Origin of the sequence: Microbacterium sp. NPDC080005 (genome assembly GCF_040702445.1) — a bacterium.
Classification (GTDB): Bacteria; Actinomycetota; Actinomycetes; order Actinomycetales; family Microbacteriaceae; genus Microbacterium; species Microbacterium oleivorans_D.
The window spans coordinates 820,731-840,975 of sequence record NZ_JBFBLD010000002.1 but is presented as its reverse complement, the minus strand read 5'-3'; the positions used below and the strand labels follow the sequence as shown (position 1 = coordinate 840,975).

The window sequence follows — 20,245 nt, the reverse complement described above, 5'->3', positions numbered from 1 at the left end:
CGTGTCGACACCAGAGTCGCGTGCACGAATGCACGACACCGCTAGAGGCTGAAACCGCCGTCGCTGGTGAGCACCTGGCCGACGATCCAGGCGCCCTCGGCGGTCGAGAGCCACCCGATGAGAGCGGCGGGGTCGGCGGGCACGCCGACGCGGCCGAACGCGGTCGTCCGCAGCCACTCGTCGAGTCCCGACGTGTCGCGGTCGGCGCTGTCGGGGTCCATGTACCCGGTGTTCACGGGCCCGGGGTTGATCGTGTTGAGGACGATGCCGAGATCGAGGAGGTCGGCCGCGACCGTGCGGGTGACCCCGGCCAGCGCGGCCTTGCTCGTCGCATACGCGACCTCGCCTCGCATCGCGCCGTGCCCCTGCCCGGACGTCATCCAGAAGACGCGCCCGGTGGGCTCGGCGTACGGCTTCGCACCCTCGACCGCATCGCCGGGGCGGCGCTGCCCGGACTGCGGGGGCGCGAGTCGCCGGGCGAACTCCGCCGTCAGCAGGAGCGTCGAGCGCGTGTTGGTGTCCCAGAACGCGTCGAGCCGGTCGGCGGTCATGTCGAGGATGCTGCCGTCATCGCCGCTCTTCGCGTGGTTGCAGACGAGGATGTCGAGGCGTCCGGTGAGAGCAGCGGCGTCGGCGATGAGACCCGGGATCGCCGCGGCATCCGTCAGATCCGCCTCGGCGTCGCCGACGCGCGCGTCACCGACGAGAGCCGAGCGGATGCCGGTGCGCACCGCGTCGAGATCGTCGCCGCCCCACGGCCGGTCGAGGTCGTGCGGGCGCCAGTGCTGGATGAACACGCTCGCGCCCAGCTGCGCGAGGCGCACGGCGACGGCGTACCCGATCCCGCGCCGGCGCGAGACACCGGTGACGAGTGCCGTCTTTCCGCTCAGAGGCGCGGTCATCGGTGCGGCCTCACGGTGAGGGACTGAACGACCGAGCCGAGGACGCCTCGCTCGTCGTGCAGGATCGTCTGCGTCATGCCGAGCCCCGTCGCCCCGAAGGTGACGGTCGTGTCGAACCCGATCCAGCCGTCCTCGGGGGTCCGGACGAGGTGGAGCGTGAGGTCGAGATTGGGGAAGGCGACCTCGCGCGGGTCGACGCGGGGGGTCACCCCGTTGGCGATGTCGATGAGCGACACCAGACGGGCCGTCGTCGAGACCGGCTCACCGTCGAGCAGGGGCACGGCGGGCAGGATCCACGTCTGCGCGCGACCGGCTTCCTGCTGCCGCCGGCGCACCTCTCCGACGGTCGCGATGAACTCGCCGGGCCACGCCGACGACGGGTCGACGCGCTGGACCGCATCCCTCGGCGGCATCGCGGGGTGGACGGATCCGGCGAGCGCCTCGGTGTCACGGGTGTGCATGAGCCAGGCCCGCGCGCTGAGCGCCGGTCGGCCGCCCTGCGCGAGTGTCGCCTCGACGAGCTCGATGCTGCGCCCGGGGCGCAGCACGCGACAGGTGACCTCGACCTCGTCGATCGGGATGACCCCGAGGATGTCGACGGACAGACGCGACAGCTGCATGGGCTGTGGACTGCGTGCGGCGTGATCGACCTCGATCGCGTGGGCGAGCAGGCCGATCGGCGGGGCGACGTGCTGCTCGGTCACGTTCCACGCGCCGCCGGTGAACGAGGTGGGCTGGAACCGGGTCGCGTTCGTACCTTCAGAAGCGAGGCGTTCGAAGTAGGCGGGCACGAGATGGGATGCTACCCGCGGCCGGCCCGCGGTTCGGACGTCAGCGACGCAGGAGCTTCACGACCCCGGCGAGCGCCGCCGCTCCCGCGACGGATGCCGCCGAGTACAGCCCGCGCCGGTGCCGCAGTGCTCGGGTCTGCAGGCTCTCGCCCCGGGCCCGGTCGTCGAACGCGCCGTGCGCTCCGTGATCGCCCCCGACGGGCTCGTAGAGGTTCGGCGGAGTGGTCGACGGCCCCTTGTCGTCGGCGAACTGCCCCTCCCACGCGTTCTTCGCGAGGTACCAGTCCATGAAGCGCCCGGCGACGCGGGTGCCGAGGACCAGGCCGACGGTGGACTCCCCCACCCAGGTCCGGCGGCGCGGCTTGTCGGCGACATCGGCGACCGCGCGGGCACCCACCTCGGGCTGGTAGATGGGCGGTACCGGCTGCGGGTGCTTCGAGAACGGCGACTTCACCCACCCGAACTGCGTCGTGTTGAGAGCCGGCATGTCCACGATCGACACGGCGACGGCACTGCCCTCGTGCGTGAGCTCCGAGACGACGGAGTCGGTGAAGCCGTGGATCGCATGCTTCGACCCGCAGTACGCCGCCTGCAGAGGGATGCCGCGGTGCGCGAGCGCCGAGCCGATCTGGATGATGTGACCGCGGTCGCGCTCCCGCATGCGCCGGAGAGCCGATCGTGTGCCGTTGACGGTGCCGAGGTACGTGACCTGCGTCGCGCGCTCGTAGTCCTCGGGGGTGGTGTCGAGGAACGGCGCGATCGAGCCGGACATGACGTTGTTGACCCACAGGTCGATCTCGCCGAGCTCCGCCTCGACCTCTGCCGCGGCGATCTCGAGAGCGGCGTGGTCGGCGACGTCGACCGTGATGCCGTGCGCGCGGCGGCCCTTGGCGCGGACCTCGGTGGCCGCGGCATCCACTCCCTCGAAGCCGCGGGCGAGGACGGCGACATCCCAGCCACGGGAGGCGAGCTCGCGGACGATCGCCCGGCCGAGTCCGGCGCTCCCGCCGGTGACGACGGCGACGCCTCGGGATGTGCTGCTGCTCACGACCTGCTCCTCCGCGGGAGCCCGACCGGGCGGGGGACCCGTATGAGGCGGGCCTCAGCCGCTGCCACCATCCTTCGTGCTCCGGCGAAGGGGCGGGATGCCGTTGCCAGCGCCGCGGGGATGAGGTACGGGGCCAAGCGCATCGAGGTCGAGAAAGCAAGCCGCGATGCGGCATCCGCTCACGGGGTTAGCCTCGCGGCATGAAGAGCTCAGAGATCCGCTGGAACGACGAAGCCCGCGGCAAGATCCTCGACGATGCCGATCGGGTGCTGCGGGAGGCCGTGGTCGACCTCGCCGGCTCCGGGGACGAGATGTCCTCGGACGACGCCTACGCCGCCCTCACGGGGGCACTGAAGGACAAGTTCATCGACTGGGAGCCCGGCCCCGACATCCGCACCTACGCGGATGCCATCGCGAACGGCGAGATCGAGACCGATCCGGCGTGACGCGTCAGAGCCCGAGCGCGCACATGTAGTCGTTGACGAAGGCTCCGCGCGGGTCGAGCGAGCGCTGCAGGGCGACGAAGTCCGACCATCGCGGGTAGCGCTCGGCGGGATCACGCGGCGTGAAGACCTTGCCCCAGTGCGGGCGGGCGTCGAAGGGCGCGAGCGCCGCCTCGAGCTCGGGGAGCACCTCGGCGACGCCCGCCTCGTCGGCTGTCCAGGTGAAGTGGAACGCGACCGAGTCCCGGCCCGTGCTCGGGGAGAGCCACAGCTCGTCGCCGGCGATCGTGCGCACCTCGCACACCTGCAGCACGGGCTTCAGCCGGTCGGCGAGCTCGCGCACCGCGTCGAAGGCGGCGACGGCGTCCGCGATCGGCAGCAGGAACTCGGACTGCAGCTCCTCGCCGTTCGACGGCGTGAACTCGAGGCGGAAGTGCGGCAGCCGGTCGAGCCACCGTCCCGGCTTGCCGCCCTGCACCGTGCACGACGCGGCGGACACGCCGGGGAGCGGATGCCGCGCTCCGGCCGCCTCGCGATCGCGCAGCGCGGCGGGGATCGGTGTGGCCGCGGCATCCGTCCGCTCCTTGCGCCACACCTGGTCGACGTACATGTCCTCGCGGAAGGTGGTGAAGAACGACACGCTGTAGGCCGAGGCGGCGATGACATCGAACGCCTCGCGGACCGCCTCGACCGGCACGTTCTCGTAGACCGTCTGAGCGACCTCGAAGGTCGGCTCGATCGCGAGCTCGATCGTCGTCACGATGCCGAGCGCACCGAGTCCCACGACCGCGCCGTAGAACGTCTCGTCGGTCTCGCTCAACCGGACGAGGTCACCGGTCGAGGTGACGAGTTCCAGCCCCGTGACCGCCGCCGCGAGCGAGCGGTTCGCCACGCCGGACCCGTGCGTGCCCGTGCTCACCGCGCCCGCGACGGAGATGTGCGGCAGCGACGCGAGGTTCGCGAGCGCCCAGCCCTGCCGGTCGAGCTCCTGCGCGAGTTCGCCGTACCGGACGCCGCCGCCGACGCGCACACGGCGCTGCGCGGCATCCACCTGGATCGGCAGGTCGAGCTCGGCGGTCGAGACGAGCGTGCCGGCGGTGTCGGCGATGCGGGTGAAGGAGTGACGCGAACCCAGGGCTTTCACGGATCCGGATGCCGCGACCACCTCGCGCAGCTCGTCGACCGTCGTCGGAGCGACCGTGCGCTCTGCCGAGTAGCGGATGTTGCGGGACCAGTTCAGGCCGGCGTCGTCGCTCATGCGTGCCAGCCTAGGCGCGGGACGGGCGTCGTCAGCCGGCTTCGACCTCATCCGCGTTCCATGCCCGCACCCGGATCCGGAGCGCCGAGGATGCGACGTACGCCACTCGCCGGCTCTCCCCGGCGCGCAGCCCGAACGCGTTGTCCTCGAGCACGTCGCCGACGTCGTGGGGGAAGCCATCGATCAGGACCACCGGAGCGGGATGCTCACCCGCATTCTCGATCACGATCGCGTCGGCTTCCACGCGGGCACGGAGCACCGTTCGAGGCTGAGAGGAGAGCGGCGACGACAGTCGCCCGTAGGGCTCCAACAGCTCGGCTATGGGTGTCTCGGCCAGTTCGTCGAGAGGACGCGACTCGAGCGCGCGCAGCGCCTCGTCCTTCGGCTGGTGGTTGAACGGGTACCACTGTGACGAGATGAGGCCGCCGTCGGCTCCGCGCAGCTCGATCGCCAGGATCAGCGGCGACAGTCGGGCGTCCGTCAGGGGGGCGGTCAGGCGGAACACGTCGAGCCGCCCGTCGGGTTCGACGTCGACGGTCCGCTCCTGATCGAAAAGCACGCTCCACTGCGCATCGAAGAGCGTCGCCCGCACTCGCGCCGCCTGCAGCGCGACAGGCGTGTCGTTCGCGACGTGGACGCCGGCCTCGAAGACGTCGTCGGCCGCCCACTCCGTGCGGTCGTAGACGGCGAAGGCGGACCGAGGCGCGCTGAACTGCTTCGCGCGGTAGTAGGAGAGCTTCGGCACGCCGTAGTAGTCGATCACAGCCCAGGACGCACCAGGGAACGCCTCCCCGACCTTGTAGAACCAGTAGCCGGCCGTCTCGGCGCCGCTGTGCGCGCGGATGCGCTCGGACGCGAACCGCAGCGCATCCCCCTGCGCGATCTGCGAGTACTCGATGAAGGTCCGCCAGTCGGTGATCGGCCCGTAGGCGGCATAGCGCGCCTGCTTGAACAGGTCGAACAGCGAGAACTGCGACTGGTGCTGCAGGAGAGCACCGTGCGGGTGCGGCGGCCACTGCTCGAGCAGAGTCGGATCGAGGAACCGACCCATGCTCTCCAGAGAGCACTGACTCGACAGGCCGTACTCGCCGAAGACGGCCGGCAGGAGATCTGCGTACGCCTCGATCGGCATGCCCTCGTGATAGACGCCGTAGAAGTGCTCACTGCCGCCCCAGGGGTCCGTCCGGTGGAAGGGCCGGGACGGGTCGTACTGCGTCACGCGCTTGCCGATGACGGTGAGGAGGTCGTCCGACGTCGAGGTCGCCGGGTTCTCGTTCCCTCCGCCCCACATGATCAACGAGGGGTGGTTGCGGAGCCGCCGGACGATGCGAGAAGCCTGCTCGTCGATGGTCGCGAGGTCGGCGCCGGTGGCATCCAGTCCGAAGGTCAGGGGGAACTCCTGCAGCACCAGGATGCCGCGACGATCGCACTCCTCGTAGAACTCGTCGCTCTCGACCGTGCCTCCGCCCCACGCGCGCAGCATCTGCAGGTTCGCGCGGACGACGAGGTCCAGGATGTGGCGGTCCACCTCGAACCCTCGGCGGGCCATCGGATCCGTCCAGCACCAGTTCGCCCCCTTGAGGAACACCGGCCGCCCGTTGACGACGAACTGCCAGTCGTAGGTGTCCGGGCCGTGCCGCCGGGGCAGCGCCGCCATCCGTACGGTGCGGATGCCGAAGCTCGTCTGCAGAGTCGTGTCGCCGTCGCCGTCGCCGACCTCGGCGCGGTAGAGGGGCTGCGCGCCGTACCCGAAGGGCCACCACAGCTGTGGCCGGTCGACCGTCATCTCGATGTGATGTCGGCTAACACCGGCGGGCGCCTCGAAGGACGCATCGAGGGTGTGGAGCGAGCGGCCTCCGGGATCCCGCACGACCAGTCGCGCGGAGCGGGCCGCGCGCTCGGCCGTCGGGTTGACCGCGTCCCAGCTGATCCGCAGCCGCGCCACATCCTCCGACGCGTCGTGCACCGTGACCGCGAGGTCCGTCAGCTCGATGTCGGGCACCGGCGTCAGGGTGACGCCGCGCCAGATCCCCATCGAGATGAGGTGCCCGTAGTGCCAGCCCCACCCGGGCGACGGCTTCATGACCCCGTGCCAGTCGCGCGGCGGCGGGTCGATACGGACGACCACCTCGTTCGTGTCGCCCGGGCGCAGAAGCGCGCCCACCTCGACATCCGGTCCGCCGAACATGCCGGTGTGGCGCGCGACGGGCTGACCGTTGACGTAGACGGATGCCGCGTAGTCGATCCCGTCGAAGCTGAGTCTCACGCGGCGGCCGAGCCAGTGCGCCGGAGCCTCGAAGCGGCGCGCGTACCACCACTCCTGCTGCTCGATGCGGGTACGCCGGAAGAACCACGGCCACTCGGAGGGTTCGCCGTGCGCGGTGAGCTCGCTGAAGGTGTGGTCGTCGGTCAACGGATCGGGGGTGACGCCTGCGTCGACGAGGGCGGACTGGACCGTACCCGGCACCGTGGCGCGCACCCAGGACGATCGGTCCGTGTCCTCGCGATGCCACGACACCGGCCGACGCTGCGCGGCATTCGATCGATCACCCGCCCACCGGTCGATCGAGAACTCCCGCCCCGGCGATGCTCCGGCCATCAGCCATTCGCCGTCGAGCGACAGGACCTCGTCCGCCGCCTCGGGTACGGCGGATGCCCCGAGCTCGACGGCCGTCGCGGGGTGCGAGGTCAGCGCGGCGTGCGCCTCGACCCACCGGTCCCCCCAGAGCGGCGACTGACGCCACCGCCGGCGTTCGACCTCATCGAGGGACGCGTCGCTCACTTCACGGCACCGGCGTAGAGCCCGCTCACGAAGTACCGCTGAGCGAACACGAACAGCAGGAGGATCGGGAGACTCATGATCAGCACGGCCGCCATGATGTTGCCCCAGTCCGCGAGGTACTGCGCCTTGAAGTAGAGCACGCCGGTGGTCAGTGTGCGCTTGCCCGGATCGGTCAGCAGGAGCTGAGGCACGAGATAGTCGTTCCAGATACCGACGCCCTGCAGCACCCAGAAGGTCGCGACGGCGGGCCTGGACAGCGGCAGGAAGATTCGCCAGAACAGCTGGAAGTACCCCGCCCCGTCGATCGTGGCGGCCTCGACGATCTCCTTCGGGACCTGGCGCATGAACGCCGCCATGAGGAACACGCCGAACGGCAGGGCGCCCGCGATGTACAGCAGGATGACGCCGACGTAGTTGTTGATGAGTCCGAGGTCGCGCACGACACGGAACTGGGGGACGAGCGCGAGCTGCATCGGCAGGAAGATGCCCGCGGCCAGCAGGAGGTAGACGCCGGAGCCCACACGGGTCGCGTGCCGCACGATAGCGTACGACGCCAAGGCCGCCACGAACGTCGCGACCGTCATGCTCGCCAGGGTCAGCAGGATCGAGTTCGCGAACAGGTTCGTGAAATCCGCCTCGCGCCAGGAGGTGACGAAATTGTCAAAGGTCGGGTTGATGGGAAGCCCGGTCGGGTTCGTCAGCACCTCGAGGTTCGGCTTGAAGGCCGTGATCACGATGATCACGATCGGGTAGATCATCATCACGCTCAGCGCGATGAGAAGGACGTTCACCGGCACCCGCCGAAGCAGACGCGTCGCGGTCCTGGTGCTCATCGGTTGCCCTCCTCGGCGGCGACGCGGTTGTTGAGTCTGTTCTGCGCGGCGGCGATGGCGATCAGGACGATGATCACCAGCACCGCCATCGCTGAGGCGTACCCGAAGTTGTTGTTGACCATGCCCTCTTGGAAGACCTGCGTCATGTAGAGCTGGGTCGAGTTGCCGGGACCGCCTCGGGTCATGAGATAGACGGTGTCGAAGGCACGGAGCGCACCGTTGATGGAGAGCACCAGGACGAGGCCGATCGAGGGGATCATCAACGGGAGCGTGATGTACCGGAGGGACTTCCATCCGCGAGCCCCGTCGACGCGGGCGGCCTCGAGGATCTCGCTCGGGATGGTCGACAATCCGGCCAGGAAGATCACGATGTTGAAGCCGAGCCCGCTCCAGAGGTCGACGAGGATGACGCTGTAGAGGGCGAGGTCGTAGTTGCCGAGCCAGTCCTGCGCGAGCCCGCCGAGCCCGACGCTGCGCAACAGCGTGTTGAACGTCCCGGACGTGGGGTCGTACATGAAGCTCCACGTGAACACGATCGCGACCGGCGAGATCACCATCGGAGCGAAGAAGATGGCGCGGTAGATGTTGCCGAGCATGAGCTGTCGGTGAAGCAGCACTGCGATGAGGAACGCGAGGATCGTCTGCACGACGATCTTGAAGAACGCGTAGATGGCGGTGTTGCCGACCGCCTCCATCAGAACCGGATCACCCGAGAAAATGCGGACGAAGTTGTCGAGCCCGACGACCTCCCAGGCACGGTTGAACCCGCGTGCGTCCGTGAAGCTCGCGACGACGACCTGACCCATCGGGTAGACGGTGAAGACGAGGTACAGGATCAGCGCCGGGGACACCGCGATCCAGAACTTGCCGGTCGAGCTCCGCCCGGTCCACAGCCGCTGCGACAGCGGGCGGCGGGCGCGAAGCGCCCTGGTCGTCTCGGGCTCGTCGAGGGCGAGGACGCGGGGGTCCTCGACGCGTGTGCTGCTCATGGTGTTCCAATCAGAGGCGACGGCGCCACGACGACCGCGTCGTGAGCGGGGACGGTCACGCGTCCCTCGTGGAGTCGGGTGGGCGTTCCGCGCAGATCCAGCGCGGCGCAGTCCCGGTGCAGTCCGGACAGGATGACGTCGACCGGGTGGGCACCCACGTTGCCGACGACGACGACGCGCGCGGAGTCGTCGGCATCCCGCCACTCGGTGTGGCTGACGAGGTCCGCGGCCCCTTCGACCACGCGCAGCTGCGCGCGACCGTCGACGACGAGGTGCCCGTTCCACAGCCAATCGGCGAGCCGCGCCCGCAGGCCGTCGGCAGCCACGGCCCGTGCGACCGTCAGCGGCATGTCGGCCGGACGGCCCTTGAAGTTGTAGGGCTCGAGACTCATCCCGTAGCCGTAGAGCACGCTCTGGGCGACCATGCTGCGGTCGTCGAATCCGGTCAGCGCCGTCACGATCCGAGCGTCTGGCCGCAGCATCCTGCCGACCGGGCGATGCTGCGCCGAGGCGCTGCGGAAGTACGACACGTCGTAGTCCTCGAACTGCGCGTCGTAGGCACCTTCGGCAGCGATGACGAAGGTGTCCGCCCGGTCGCCGAGTCGGGAGCGGATGTCGGCGATCCACTCCGCATCCCAGGTGAACGCACTGACGCCCGGCTCGTGGCCGTGGTCGTCCGCGAAGCACAGCAGCGCACGTCCGTGGTACAGCGACTCGTCGGCGAGGACACCGTCGGCGCCCCACTCCGCCATCAGCGCGACCTCGTCGGCGATCCGACGCCGCAGTTCCGCGACGCCGAAGCAGAGCGGAACGTACCAAGGGGTGCTGATGCCGTACCGCTTCCGGGCGGTGTGGTACACCGGTCCGGGCTGTGCGTACGGCTGGCCGTTCGGATCCCGCGACACCCAGGCGGCGAGGTCGTCCCAGTGCGGCCCGGGCTTCTCGACCCAGACGTACTTGACATACAGCACCGTGGCGACGTCGAGCTCCTTCGCCCGCTGCAGCGCGCGCAGCAGCCCGTCGAGGCCGCCGAGCTTCTCCGCGGGCACGTGCCAGGGAACCCTGCCGTCTTGACCCCCCTCGTTCCAGCCGACGATCTGCACGGCGCGGATGCCCGCCCGGGCGCACTCCTCGATGATGTCGACCAGGTCGTCGAAGTCGTAACGCGGTTCGCCCTCGGTCGACATGAGCTGCACCTGCAGCCAAGAGCGCGGCTCCTGCAGCCAGGCGGCCGCGCTGCGTCGCGTCGGGCGCTGGTTCTCGCGGGGGACGTCCAACGAGGCCGTCCACGACCCCTCGTAGGGTGCGATCACCATGGTGGGGAGCACGACGGTGTCCCGTCCCTCGACCGGGAAGTGGATCGCGTCGATCGTCACCGCCCCGTCGCCCGGTGCTGTGCGGGCCAGGCTGTCGTCGTACCCCGGCTCGAGCGATGCTCGCCAGCCGATGAAATCCAGCGAGGGCTCGGCCGGCATGATCGTGAGCCCACCCTGCTCTGCGGTCACCGCGATGAAGGGGGATGTCGGGTTTCCGACCAGTTCCGGACGGAGGTTGCCGCTGGCGTAGTCGGGGAAGATCGTGCCCCAGTACGGGGCGTTGCTGTCGAAGGTCGGCAGCAACGACACCCGCGTGCCGGTCGAGTAGTCGACACCGCGCAACTCGAGCTCGCCGGGGCCCCGGAGCCCGCGGATGGACGGGAATCGGACCGCCTCGACACCGCCCTCGGCGAGCGAGAGCTCCATCGACAACGACAGCCGACCGGACGTCACTGCAGCGCGCACGACGATCCGGCCGTCCAGGCGCTCACCGGTGGAGGACACCGGCTCATCCCAGCGCAACTCGATCGCGGCGGGCTCCTCCTGATGGGCGGACGACAGCGTCTGATCCGTGGTCTGCACGACCACCGTGCGGTCGCCGCCGCGGGGGATCTCCACGACGAACAGGGAACCCGCGAGCGTCCCTTCCAGCCAGGCACCGAGCCTGCCATCATCTATAGCGACGAGGCCGCCGGTACGCGGATCAAAGCGGACGCGGAGCCGATCGGCCTCGATCGTGTGGATGGTCATCACGTGCTTCCTCGGGTCGTGGTGTAGCCATACTACACAGATCTCGCGTTTTCGTGCGCCGCATCCTCGCTCGACGCCGAAATGGGCACGTATCCGGTAGCTGAACTACCGAAACGTGCCCATTGGACAGGCGAATGCCCGGCCGCTCGGGGAGCGGCCGGGCATTCCCGGGGTCAGTTGTTGTTGGCCACGTACTGCTCGAGGGCGGTGTCGAGGTCGGCGAGCACGTCATCGGTCGACTTCGACCCGCTGATGATGTCCTGGAGCCCCACCAGCAGGGCGTCCTGGATGCTCGGATCGGTCGGCGAGAAGGCGGCGACGAACTGCTTCCCCTCCCAGGAGGCCTGCATGTCGGGGAACAGCGGGTCCACATCCTCGCCGATCTGCACACCCTCGGTCGTCGGGAAGAGCTTCACCTTGGCGAGGAACTCTGAATAGACGTCGTCCTGCATGAAGAAGTCGAGGAACTTCTGACCCGCGGCGAGCTTCGCGTCACCGTTGTTGGGGTTCAGGCCGAACCGCACCTGGTACGTGCCCCACAGCGCGTCGGACTCCGTGTCGGTGGTCGGGAAGTTCATGTAGTCCACATCGAGGTCGGCTGCCCGCGCGTCGGAGAGGATCCAGGTGGCCGGGAACATGGCCGCATCGCCGGCGAGGAACGCCGACTGCGCGGCGGTCTGGCTCGTCCCGACGGGGTTCGGCATGTAGTACGGCGTCAGTTCACGAACGATGTCGAGAGAGTCCCGCCACGCGTCGCTGTCCGAGAAGGTGGTCTCGCCGGCGGCCATCTCGGCCCCGAGCTCTTCGTTCGCACCGTGCTCCGCGAGCGGGTAGTAGACGATGAACTGAGGCCACCAGTTGTCCTGAGCACTCATGGCGAACGGGACGATGCCGGCGTCGGACAGCTTCTTGGCGGCATCCTTCAGCTCGGAATACGTGGTCGGCTCGTCGGTGACGCCTGCCTTGTCGAAGAGCGCCTTGTTGTAGATGATGCCGTTGCCCGAGAGCGAGATGGGCAGGTTGTACGTGCCGCCCTCGCGTTCGGAGTCCTCGCGCGCCTCCGGGGTCAGCTTCGAGAGATAGCTCTCGCCTCCCTCGGAGAGGTCGGCAGCGAATCCGTCCGCGACGAAGCTCTCGATGTTGCCGAGGTCGAAGCCGTAGACGTCCGGGCCCGCCCCACCGGACAGGCGCGTCTTCAGCAGGTTGTCGTAGTCGTTGGTGTTGAAGAACTCGGCGTTGACCGTGATGCCGTCGTTCGCCTCCTCGAAGGCATCGATGACGTCTTCATAGGCGGTCTGGGTGTCACCACCGTCGCCCCACATCATGAAACTGATCTCGACGGGGCCGTCGGACGTACCGCCCGCCGAGCCCGCGCATCCCGCCAGAGTTCCGACTGTCGCCATGGCGACTCCGGCGAGTGTCGCCCCCTTGAGCCACTTCTTCATGGCCACTCCCTGTCTTCATTGATGGTCACGGTCGGGTATCCGTGTGACGCTGAGGTGTTGGTAGCGATACTACACATTGATCCACGTTTTGCGGGATTTTTATCAGAACGTGATCCGTTTGTGCCCATTTTGGCTAGTGGTACTACTTCTGCACCGTCGAATCTCGTTAGGGTGTCTGGTCATGGAATCCTCCCAGCCGATCGGGCGTCGCCTGACGCTCAACACCGTCATCCGCCGTCACCAGATCGAAGCGACCCGCACCCGCTCCCTCTGGGAAGACGAGACGGAGCTCCACTCCGCGGCACTCGTCGAGCGCTTCTCGGACGCCGTCCGGTCGGCCGTCCCCGACGCGAGGATCACGTGGGCGCTGTCGTGGGGCGCGCTGACCGATGACTCGCCGCGCTACCGGGACATCCGCACGACGCTCGCCCGCATCACGCGGGACCACGGCGACGACGTCGCGTTCGTTCCCGGCGGCTTCTTCGCCAATCTCTACGGATCCCGTGACGAGGTCAGCCGGGATATCCTCGATGCCGCCGATCTCATCTCGGACCACTTCGGACGCGATCCCCGCTCGCTCGTGGCCGGCTTCCTCGCCGCCGCCAACATCGCTGCTGCCCGGGAACGCGGGATGCGGACCGTCCAGGGGAACATCTGGAGCCAGTTCGACATCGACCTGCAAGACGGCGACGGGTCGATCGCGTACCCCTACTATCCGTCCCGGTCCCACTTCCTGGTTCCCGGACGGGGAGACGAGCGCATCGACGCCGTGCAGCTGGACGGGTGGACGGTCGACCTGGTCGCTGCGCGCGCGGCCGGGATGTCGCCCGATCACAACTCCCGCCTCGGTCTCGGCCCGATCGAGACGCTGCACCGGCTGCCCCGCGCCGAGGCACTGCGGGAGCTGGAAGCGACCAGCGAAGCGCACTTCGATGCGCGGAACGTCGAGCGCAACGGCCTCGGATGGCTCACCGTGAACTACGAGATCAGCGAGGTCGCACGAGGACTCGCAGTGGACCCGCACATGCTCGACGCATGGACGGGGTGGATCAGCGGACTCCGGGATCGCTGGCCGGACATGCGCATCCCCACGATCGGCGAGTTCGGTGAGGAGTGGCGGTCGCGGCATCGCGACAACGAGGGCCTCGCCTATCTGCTGCAGCAGTCCGGGAGCGGCGTGCAGGCTTCCCGGGCAGGCGAGACGGTGACCTGGTTCATGACGGCCGACTACCGGCTGGGGGTCCTCGAGGATGAGGAAGGGGTGCGGGTCTTCGACTACACCGCCTACACAGGGACCGAGACCGAGCCGGGCGGGAGCGGGGATCGCCGGTGGAGCCTGCTCGGTGAGATCAACCAGAAGGGCACCCGACCGCAGGACCGCCCGCAGCCGATCGCGACGTTCCTCGCCGCCCATCCCGACCTCGATGCCGCCCTCGACGACGCGTACGGCGACGCACCCGAGTTGCGCGCTCTGCGAGCGCTCGCGTGATCGGACTCACCGCTCTGACGGTCGACCATCGCCATGATCCCGTCGGCGTCGGGGCACGCCCGCGGTTCGGCTGGCAGGTCACCGGCGCCGGCCCGGGGGCGACGCAGCAGGGCTGGCGGATCTCCGTCGCCGACGGGTCGGGCGCTGTCGTCTGGGCCACCTCGGCGGACGACGACACCTGCGTCGACATCGCCTACGGCGGCTCACCTCTCGAGTCGCTCCGGCGCTACTCCTGGCGCGTGGACGTGCGCACCTCCGACGGCGAGACCACCGGATCGGGCACCTTCGTCACGGGTGTCGTCGACGGGCGGTGGCACGGCACGCAGTGGGTCGGCGCCCCGCATCCGTCCGCCGCGGCGCCGATCGTCCGCGGCGTCTTCGACGTCGACGCGCCCGTGCTCGAGGCGTATGCCGTCGTCGCAGCCGGCGGTCTCGCCGTGGTCGAGCTCGACGGGGACCCGCTCGACGGATCCGTCCTCGGTCCCGGCTTCACGGACTACGACATCGTGAGCCAGTACACGGTCACGGATGTCACGTCGCGGCTCACGCCCGGTCGCCACGTCCTGACCGCCGAACTCGGCCGCGGCTTCTACGGGATGCGCGGACGCAACACCTGGAACTGGGAGCGGGCACCGTGGCACGACGACCCCTGCGTCCGGCTGCTCGTCGCGGTGCGCACGGAGCGCGGGATGCAGGTGATCGGCAGCGACGAGAGCTGGCGGGTGACGGACGGCCCGACCCGCAGCGATGACCTCTATGCGGGCGAGGACTTCGACGCGAGACTCGTCGTCGCCGGGAGCGCGGACGCCGCGTTCGACGACACGGGCTGGTCGCGCGTCCGCATCGCCGCGGGGCCCCGCGGCGTTCCCGAACCGCAGCGCCAACCACCCATCGTGGTCGCCGAGCGGCTGGACCCGACCGAGGTCACGCAGCTGTCGCCGGGTCGATGGGTCGTCGCCTTCGAGCGCGTCATCGCCGGGTGGGTGGAGGTCGAAGCCGACGGTGGGGGCGGCGAGACGATCGAGCTCCGATTCGGCGAGACGCTGCAGGCGGACGGCGCGCCGAACTGCGTCGACGAGAAAGGCTATTTCGACGGGCGGTTCCAGACGGACAGGGTGACGCTCGCGGATGGGCCGGTGCACTGGCATCCGCGATTCACCTGGCACGGCTTCCGGTACGTGGAGGTGCGCGCCGCACGCCTCCCGCGGCTGCGCGCGGCCGTCGTCCATACGGAGGCGCCGCGCACGGGACGGTTCTCGAGCTCGGAGCCGCTGCTGGACACGGTCCACGAGCTGACGGTCCGCACGATCCTCAACAATCTCCACGGCATCCCGACCGACACCCCGAAGTACGAGAAGAACGGATGGACCGGGGACGGGATGGTGGGCGCCCGGATGATGCTGCAGAATCTCGACACCCACGCGCTGCTCGCGAAGTGGTCGGACGACATCGCGCAGTCCCGTCACGGCCGCGGTGCGCCGCAGGTCATCGCACCGCACGGCGGCTGGTCCATGGACTGGTCCCCGGCTCCGACGTGGCACGCCGCGCTGCTGCTCGTCCCCTGGGAGATCCACATGCAGACGGGCGACACCGAGGTCCTGCGGTCGATCTGGCCCGACGCCCGGGACTACCTCCGCTTCGAACTCGACCGCTGCCCGGGCGGCATCGCGACGACGACGCTCGGCGACTGGGTCGCACCCGACACCGATGCCGGGGGCGGCAACCCGCCCGAGGACTCCCGCATCGCGGCCACCGCCTTCCTGGTCGCGATGTGCGACACCGCGGCGCGCATCGCCGGGACGCTGGGTGAGGATGCGGAGGAGTGGCGAGCCGCGGCATCCGTCAGTCGCGCGGCCTTCGTCGACGCCTTCTGGGACGACGGGGCGGCCGAGGTCCGCGGGCAGGGCGACGACGGCTACCGCCAGGCTCATGCGGTGCTCGCGTTGGCGTACGACCTCCTGCCGCCGGCCGCCCGCGCCCGCGCCGCCGCGCGGCTCGCGGAGGACGTCGTCGAGCGGGACCATCACCTGTGGACCGGAGCCCTCGCCACCCCGCACCTGCTGCCGGTACTCACCCGTCACGGTCACGGCGAGGTCGCCCTCGCGGTCGCGCTGCAGACGACCTACCCCGGGTGGGGGTACTGGGTGACGCAGGGCGCGACCTCGCTGTGGGAGCACTGGAAGCCGGAGTCGCGCTCGCGCGGTCACTATTTCCTCGGCACGCTGGACGACTGGCTCTACGGCGACGTCGCCGGCCTTCGACCTCTGAGCCCGGGATGGCGGCGAGCGCTCGTGTCACCGGGTCTGCTCGACACGTCCCTGCAGAGCGCCGACGCCGCCGTCCGCACCCCGTACGGGATGTTGTCCGCACGCTGGCGACGCGATGAGGACGGTGTCGTCGAATTGACGTGCGAGGTCCCGGTGGGCGTCACGGCCGAGGTCGAGCTGGGGACGGGGCGGGTCGGCGTCGGGGCCGGCACGCACCGCTTCCGTCACCAGGTGGAGTAGCCGCCGTCGATGAGCACCACGGATCCGGTCATGTAGGACGCTGCGTCGGAGGCGAGGAAGGCGACGAGCGACGCGATCTCCTCGGGGGTCCCCACCCGCTGCATCGGGGTTCGCCGGAGCCAGTCGTCCCACCAGTCGTCGGGCACTCCCTCGCGGGTGAGGTCGGTGCCGACGTAACCGGGCGCGACCGCGTTCACGCGGATGCCGGCCTCGACGTACTCGACAGCGAGGGATCTCACGGCGAGGTGCACCGCACCCTTGGAGGCGTTGTAGGCCGCCTGCCGCTGCGGTGCGTTCGCGAGCTCGCCCGACATCGATCCGATCGCCACGACGGAACCGCCGGACGTCATGTGTCGCGCCGCCTCGCGCGCGCACCAGAATGTGCCCGTCGCGTTGACGGCGAGGACGCGGTCCCACGCCTCGCGGGTGATGTCGGCGGATGCCTGGTGGTTCGCGATCCCTGCGGAGGTGACGAGGATGTCGAGGCGTCCGTGCCGTGCCGCGACGTCCGCGAAGACGGCGGTGACGTCATCGGCGTCGGTCACGTCGAGGTGCGTGTACTCGACGCGATCGGGGAAGGATGCCGCGGCTTCCGTGCCGAGCTCGTCGAGCAGGTCCGCGATGACGACGGTGGCGCCGAACTCCCGCAACGCCGTAACGCAGGCGAGCCCGATGCCTCGGGATCCGCCGGTGACGACGGCGACCTTGCCGTCCAGTTCGAGCCGTTCGCGGTACATCAGGGGCCTTTCCCGGGTGGTGCGCTATGGTTTGTAGCGATACTACATGGAAGGGGAAACCCGTGACCACGGACACCGGACAGAGCACCGCCGCTCCGTCGGAGGATTCCACCGACACCCTCCTCGAACGCATCACCCGACAACTTCCGAGCCTTCGTCGATCGGAACAGCGGGTCGCCGCGATCGTCCTCGACAACCCCGTCGGCGCAGTGCAGTTCACGATGGCGGGCCTCGCCGAAGCGGCAGAGGTCAGCGAGCCGACCGTCATGCGCTTCTGCGCGTCCGTCGGCTGCGAGGGCTTCCAGGACTTCCGCATCCAACTCGCCCAGACCCTCGCCCTCGGGCTGCCGGTCACGCATTCGTCCATCACGACGGACGACTCCAGCGCCGACCTCGCCGAGAAGATCTTCGACCACACCATCTCGAGCCTCGACCGCGCCCGGCGCACCCTCGCCGCCGCATCCGTCGAGCAGGCCATCTCCCTCCTCCTCGACGCATCCGACATCCTCTTCGTGGGATTCGGCGCGAGCGGGATCATCGCGCAGGACGCACAGCAGAAGTTCCCGCTCTTCGGGGTCCCCTGCCAGTCGCCCGAGGACTTCCACCAGCAGTTCATCGCGGCGACGATGAGCGGCCCGCGGTCGGTCACGGTCGCGATCTCGAACACCGGTCACACCGAGCAGACGCTCATCGTCGCCGAAGCGGCCCGCAAGGCCGGCGCTGCGGTGATCTCGATCACGGGCAGACAGAGCCCCCTGTCCGACATCGCCACGGTTCCCCTCATCGCGCGCACGTTCGAGGACACCGACGTCTACACGCCGTCCACGAGCCGCCTCGCCGGCCTCGTGGTGATCGACATCCTCGCCACCGGCGTCGCCCTGCGGCGGAGCCCGGAGCACACCGAGGCCATCCGCCGCATGAAGAGCGAGCTGGCCACCATGCGTTCGGGCGGATCCCCGACCACGGAGGAGTCGCCGTCGTGACCGGTCGGGTGCTCGTCACCTCCCGGTCCTTCGGCGGCGGCGGCCGGGACGTGGTGGGCGAACTGACCGCGGCGGGCTACGAGATCGTCCGCGCCGACCCCTCGCACGACCTGGAGGAGCTCTCCCGCATCCTGCCGGCCGTCGACGGGTGGATCGCCGGCACCGGACCGGTGACGGGCCGGCATCTGGATCTCGCCCCGAGGCTCCGCGTGGTGTCGCGCTACGGCGTGGGGGTGGACAACGTCGACGTCGCGGCAGCGGGTGCTCGCGGTGTGATCGTCACGAACACCCCGGGGGCCAACTCGGCCGCCGTCGCCGAGCACGCCCTCGCCCTGCTGCTCAGCGCGCTGCGGGGGATCCCCGCCGCCGATCGACGGGTGCGCCGCGGCGACTGGTCGGGCTGGTCGACGCGCGAGCTGTCGGCTCTGACGGTCGGGGTGCTCGGGCTCGGGCGGATCGGACGCCTCGTGATCGAACGTCTCGACGGCTTCGGCTGTGCGGTCCGCGGCGCGGATCCGTGGGTGCCCGAGGACGACCCCGTCTTCGATCGCGTCGTGCGCTGCGACGCAGCCGAGCTCGCGGTGACGTGCGACGTCGTCACGCTCCACGCGCCCGGTGGCCGGACGGTCGTCGACCGCGACTGGCTCGCCGCCTCCGACCGACCCGTCATCCTCGTCAACACGGCCCGCGCCGACCTCGTCGACGAGCCCGCCCTCGCCGACGCGATCCGCTCGGGCCGCGTCGTCGCCTACGCCGCGGACACACTCGCGACGGAGAATCACGGAGACCTCGCGTCGCCGCTGCTCGCTGACGACCTCGCCGACCGCGTCATCATCACCCCGCACCTCGGCGCGCAGACGCGCGAGGGCGTGGACGGCATGGGCGGTATGGCGACGGCGGACCTGCGCGCGGTCCTCGAGGGGCGCGCCCCCCGGCATCCGGTGTCGGCGTGATCGAAACCGCTGCGCCTGCCGGCATCGTCCGGACCGTGACGGGTGATGTGGAACCCGCCGCTCTGGGCCCGGTCGACTACCACGAGCATCTCTTCCAGCGCTCCCCCCTCCTTCCCGGCGACGATCTGGACGACGAGGCGGCCTCCCTCCGCGAAGCGGTCCTCCTGCGGAGGTCCGGGTTCACGGCGATGGTCGACGCGACACCCCTCGGCCTCGGCCGGCGGCCCGATGCCATCCGCCGCATCGCGGAGGAGTCGGGCGTGTCCGTCGTCATGACCACCGGGGTGCACCGCCGCGAGCACTATGCGTCGGACGATCCCCTCCTCACGGCGGACGTCGATGTCCTCGCGCGCGCCTTCCTGCGGGACCTGCGCGACGGTGCGGAGGAGGGACTGGATGCCGCGACGCCCGAGGCCGCTGGTCGGCCCCGCGCGGGGGTGCTCAAGGTCGGCCTGGGGTACTGGCGCATCGACGCGGCCGCGCGGCGGGCGATCGAGGCGGTGGGGTCGGCGCACCGCGCGACCGGGGCACCCGTGATGGTGCACCTGGAGCACGGCTCCGCTGCGCATGAAGCGCTCGACGCGCTCGACGAGGCGGGAGTGGGCGCCGACCGGGTCGCGCTCGCGCACATCGACCGCAATCCCGATCCGGGCCTGCACGCCGAACTCGCGGCGCGAGGCTCCTACCTGGGGTACGACGGTCCGGCGCGCTCCCGTGAGTGGCCGGACTCGGCACTCGTGGACTGCCTCGTCGAGACCGCCCGTCGCGGCGGCGCGACGCGGATCCTGCTCGGCGGCGATGTCGCGCGACGCAGCCGGTACGTCGCCTACGGCGGAATGCCGGGGCTCGCCTACCTGGGCGACAGATTCGTCCCTCGGGTCCGCGCAGCGGGCGGGCCCGAGCTCATCGCTGCGGTGCTCGGGACCAACCCGGCGACCTGGCTCACCTGGCGGATCTGACGCGCATCCGCCGCCGCGGTCCCGGAGCAAGCCGTCTCACGTAGCACAACTACCGCAAAG

16 protein-coding genes are annotated in these 20,245 nt (G+C 69.9%); 6 read left to right on the top strand and 10 right to left on the bottom strand.

All coding sequences use genetic code 11. From position 1 onward, the window contains the following. Window positions 1-41: 41 nt before the first annotated feature. From AB0259_RS10860 to AB0259_RS10850, 3 genes are read right to left on the bottom strand one after another with little or no spacing between them, the layout of a single operon-like run. Window positions 42-902 (bottom strand): SDR family oxidoreductase, encoded by an 861-nt coding sequence (locus AB0259_RS10860; RefSeq protein WP_366221730.1) that lies wholly within the window; start codon window positions 900-902, stop codon window positions 42-44. Continuing rightward, the gene (locus AB0259_RS10855) at window positions 899-1,693 is read right to left on the bottom strand and encodes a thioesterase family protein (RefSeq protein ID WP_366221732.1); all 795 of its coding nucleotides are present in this window, start codon (window positions 1,691-1,693) and stop codon (window positions 899-901) included. Before AB0259_RS10855 ends, AB0259_RS10860 begins: the two co-directional genes overlap by 4 nt. Before the next feature lie 40 nt (window positions 1,694-1,733). Further along, on the bottom strand, window positions 1,734-2,741 hold the full coding sequence (locus AB0259_RS10850; RefSeq protein ID WP_251577146.1) for an SDR family oxidoreductase: 1,008 nt from the start codon (window positions 2,739-2,741) through the stop codon (window positions 1,734-1,736). 200 nt (window positions 2,742-2,941) lie between these two features. On the opposite strand from AB0259_RS10850, the gene AB0259_RS10845 reads away from it, so the two are divergent. Further along, on the top strand, window positions 2,942-3,187 hold the full coding sequence (locus tag AB0259_RS10845) for a hypothetical protein (protein ID WP_251577148.1): 246 nt from the start codon (window positions 2,942-2,944) through the stop codon (window positions 3,185-3,187). Between the two features lie 4 nt (window positions 3,188-3,191). Here the strand turns inward: AB0259_RS10845 and AB0259_RS10840 are convergent, their stop codons facing one another. The 6 genes from AB0259_RS10840 to AB0259_RS10815 all read right to left on the bottom strand — a co-directional run bounded on the left by AB0259_RS10840 (window position 3,192) and on the right by AB0259_RS10815 (window position 12,557). Further along, the gene (locus AB0259_RS10840) at window positions 3,192-4,442 is read right to left on the bottom strand and encodes an FAD-binding protein (RefSeq protein WP_366221735.1); all 1,251 of its coding nucleotides are present in this window, start codon (window positions 4,440-4,442) and stop codon (window positions 3,192-3,194) included. Between the two features lie 31 nt (window positions 4,443-4,473). Continuing rightward, on the bottom strand, window positions 4,474-7,224 hold the full coding sequence (locus AB0259_RS10835) for a glycoside hydrolase family 2 TIM barrel-domain containing protein (protein WP_366221737.1): 2,751 nt from the start codon (window positions 7,222-7,224) through the stop codon (window positions 4,474-4,476). Continuing rightward, window positions 7,221-8,057: a carbohydrate ABC transporter permease gene (locus AB0259_RS10830; protein ID WP_251577154.1), complete on the bottom strand. Its 837-nt coding sequence runs from the start codon at window positions 8,055-8,057 to the stop codon at window positions 7,221-7,223. Before AB0259_RS10830 ends, AB0259_RS10835 begins: the two co-directional genes overlap by 4 nt. After that, entirely contained in the window at window positions 8,054-9,046 is a 993-nt protein-coding gene (locus tag AB0259_RS10825) for a sugar ABC transporter permease (RefSeq protein ID WP_251577156.1), read from the bottom strand. The genes AB0259_RS10830 and AB0259_RS10825 overlap by 4 nt, the downstream gene beginning before the upstream one ends. Continuing rightward, the gene (locus tag AB0259_RS10820) at window positions 9,043-11,112 is read right to left on the bottom strand and encodes a DUF6259 domain-containing protein (RefSeq protein WP_366221739.1); all 2,070 of its coding nucleotides are present in this window, start codon (window positions 11,110-11,112) and stop codon (window positions 9,043-9,045) included. The genes AB0259_RS10825 and AB0259_RS10820 overlap by 4 nt, the downstream gene beginning before the upstream one ends. 173 nt (window positions 11,113-11,285) lie before the next feature. Then, a complete protein-coding gene (locus AB0259_RS10815; RefSeq protein WP_251577159.1) occupies window positions 11,286-12,557 on the bottom strand; it encodes an ABC transporter substrate-binding protein in 1,272 nt (423 codons plus the stop codon). Between the two features lie 181 nt (window positions 12,558-12,738). Between AB0259_RS10815 and AB0259_RS10810 the strand changes: the two genes are divergently transcribed. After that, window positions 12,739-14,046, top strand: coding sequence for a DUF3863 domain-containing protein (locus AB0259_RS10810; RefSeq protein WP_251577161.1), 1,308 nt, complete (start codon window positions 12,739-12,741; stop codon window positions 14,044-14,046). Next, window positions 14,043-16,553 carry a family 78 glycoside hydrolase catalytic domain gene (locus AB0259_RS10805; RefSeq protein ID WP_366221741.1) on the top strand — a complete coding sequence of 837 codons (2,511 nt, stop codon included), beginning with the start codon at window positions 14,043-14,045 and terminating at the stop codon, window positions 16,551-16,553. Before AB0259_RS10810 ends, AB0259_RS10805 begins: the two co-directional genes overlap by 4 nt. Here the strand turns inward: AB0259_RS10805 and AB0259_RS10800 are convergent. Further along, window positions 16,538-17,290 (bottom strand): SDR family oxidoreductase, encoded by a 753-nt coding sequence (locus AB0259_RS10800; protein WP_366221743.1) that lies wholly within the window; start codon window positions 17,288-17,290, stop codon window positions 16,538-16,540. The genes AB0259_RS10805 and AB0259_RS10800 overlap by 16 nt on opposite strands. A gap of 62 nt (window positions 17,291-17,352) precedes the next feature. On the opposite strand from AB0259_RS10800, the gene AB0259_RS10795 reads away from it, so the two are divergent. The 3 genes from AB0259_RS10795 to AB0259_RS10785 are packed head-to-tail and all read left to right on the top strand — an operon-like array spanning window position 17,353 to window position 20,185. Beyond that, entirely contained in the window at window positions 17,353-18,273 is a 921-nt protein-coding gene (locus AB0259_RS10795; RefSeq protein WP_251577166.1) for an SIS domain-containing protein, read from the top strand. Then, on the top strand, window positions 18,270-19,226 hold the full coding sequence (locus tag AB0259_RS10790; protein ID WP_366221744.1) for an NAD(P)-dependent oxidoreductase: 957 nt from the start codon (window positions 18,270-18,272) through the stop codon (window positions 19,224-19,226). The genes AB0259_RS10795 and AB0259_RS10790 overlap by 4 nt, the downstream gene beginning before the upstream one ends. Then, entirely contained in the window at window positions 19,223-20,185 is a 963-nt protein-coding gene (locus tag AB0259_RS10785) for an aryldialkylphosphatase (RefSeq protein WP_366221746.1), read from the top strand. Before AB0259_RS10790 ends, AB0259_RS10785 begins: the two co-directional genes overlap by 4 nt. Window positions 20,186-20,245 lie beyond the last annotated feature (60 nt).

What these genes read in the sequence shown, in the direction of transcription:
- AB0259_RS10860 (WP_366221730.1), bottom strand. Translation starts at nt 902, where the DNA reads ATGACCGCGCCTCTGAGCGGAAAGACGGCACTCGTCACCGGTGTCTCG.
- AB0259_RS10820 (WP_366221739.1), bottom strand. Translation starts at nt 11,112, where the DNA reads ATGACCATCCACACGATCGAGGCCGATCGGCTCCGCGTCCGCTTTGAT.
- AB0259_RS10800 (WP_366221743.1), bottom strand. Translation starts at nt 17,290, where the DNA reads ATGTACCGCGAACGGCTCGAACTGGACGGCAAGGTCGCCGTCGTCACC.
- AB0259_RS10830 (WP_251577154.1), bottom strand. Translation starts at nt 8,057, where the DNA reads ATGAGCACCAGGACCGCGACGCGTCTGCTTCGGCGGGTGCCGGTGAAC.
- AB0259_RS10825 (WP_251577156.1), bottom strand. Translation starts at nt 9,046, where the DNA reads ATGAGCAGCACACGCGTCGAGGACCCCCGCGTCCTCGCCCTCGACGAG.
- AB0259_RS10845 (WP_251577148.1), top strand. Translation starts at nt 2,942, where the DNA reads ATGAAGAGCTCAGAGATCCGCTGGAACGACGAAGCCCGCGGCAAGATC.
- AB0259_RS10840 (WP_366221735.1), bottom strand. Translation starts at nt 4,442, where the DNA reads ATGAGCGACGACGCCGGCCTGAACTGGTCCCGCAACATCCGCTACTCG.
- AB0259_RS10810 (WP_251577161.1), top strand. Translation starts at nt 12,739, where the DNA reads ATGGAATCCTCCCAGCCGATCGGGCGTCGCCTGACGCTCAACACCGTC.
- AB0259_RS10815 (WP_251577159.1), bottom strand. Translation starts at nt 12,557, where the DNA reads ATGAAGAAGTGGCTCAAGGGGGCGACACTCGCCGGAGTCGCCATGGCG.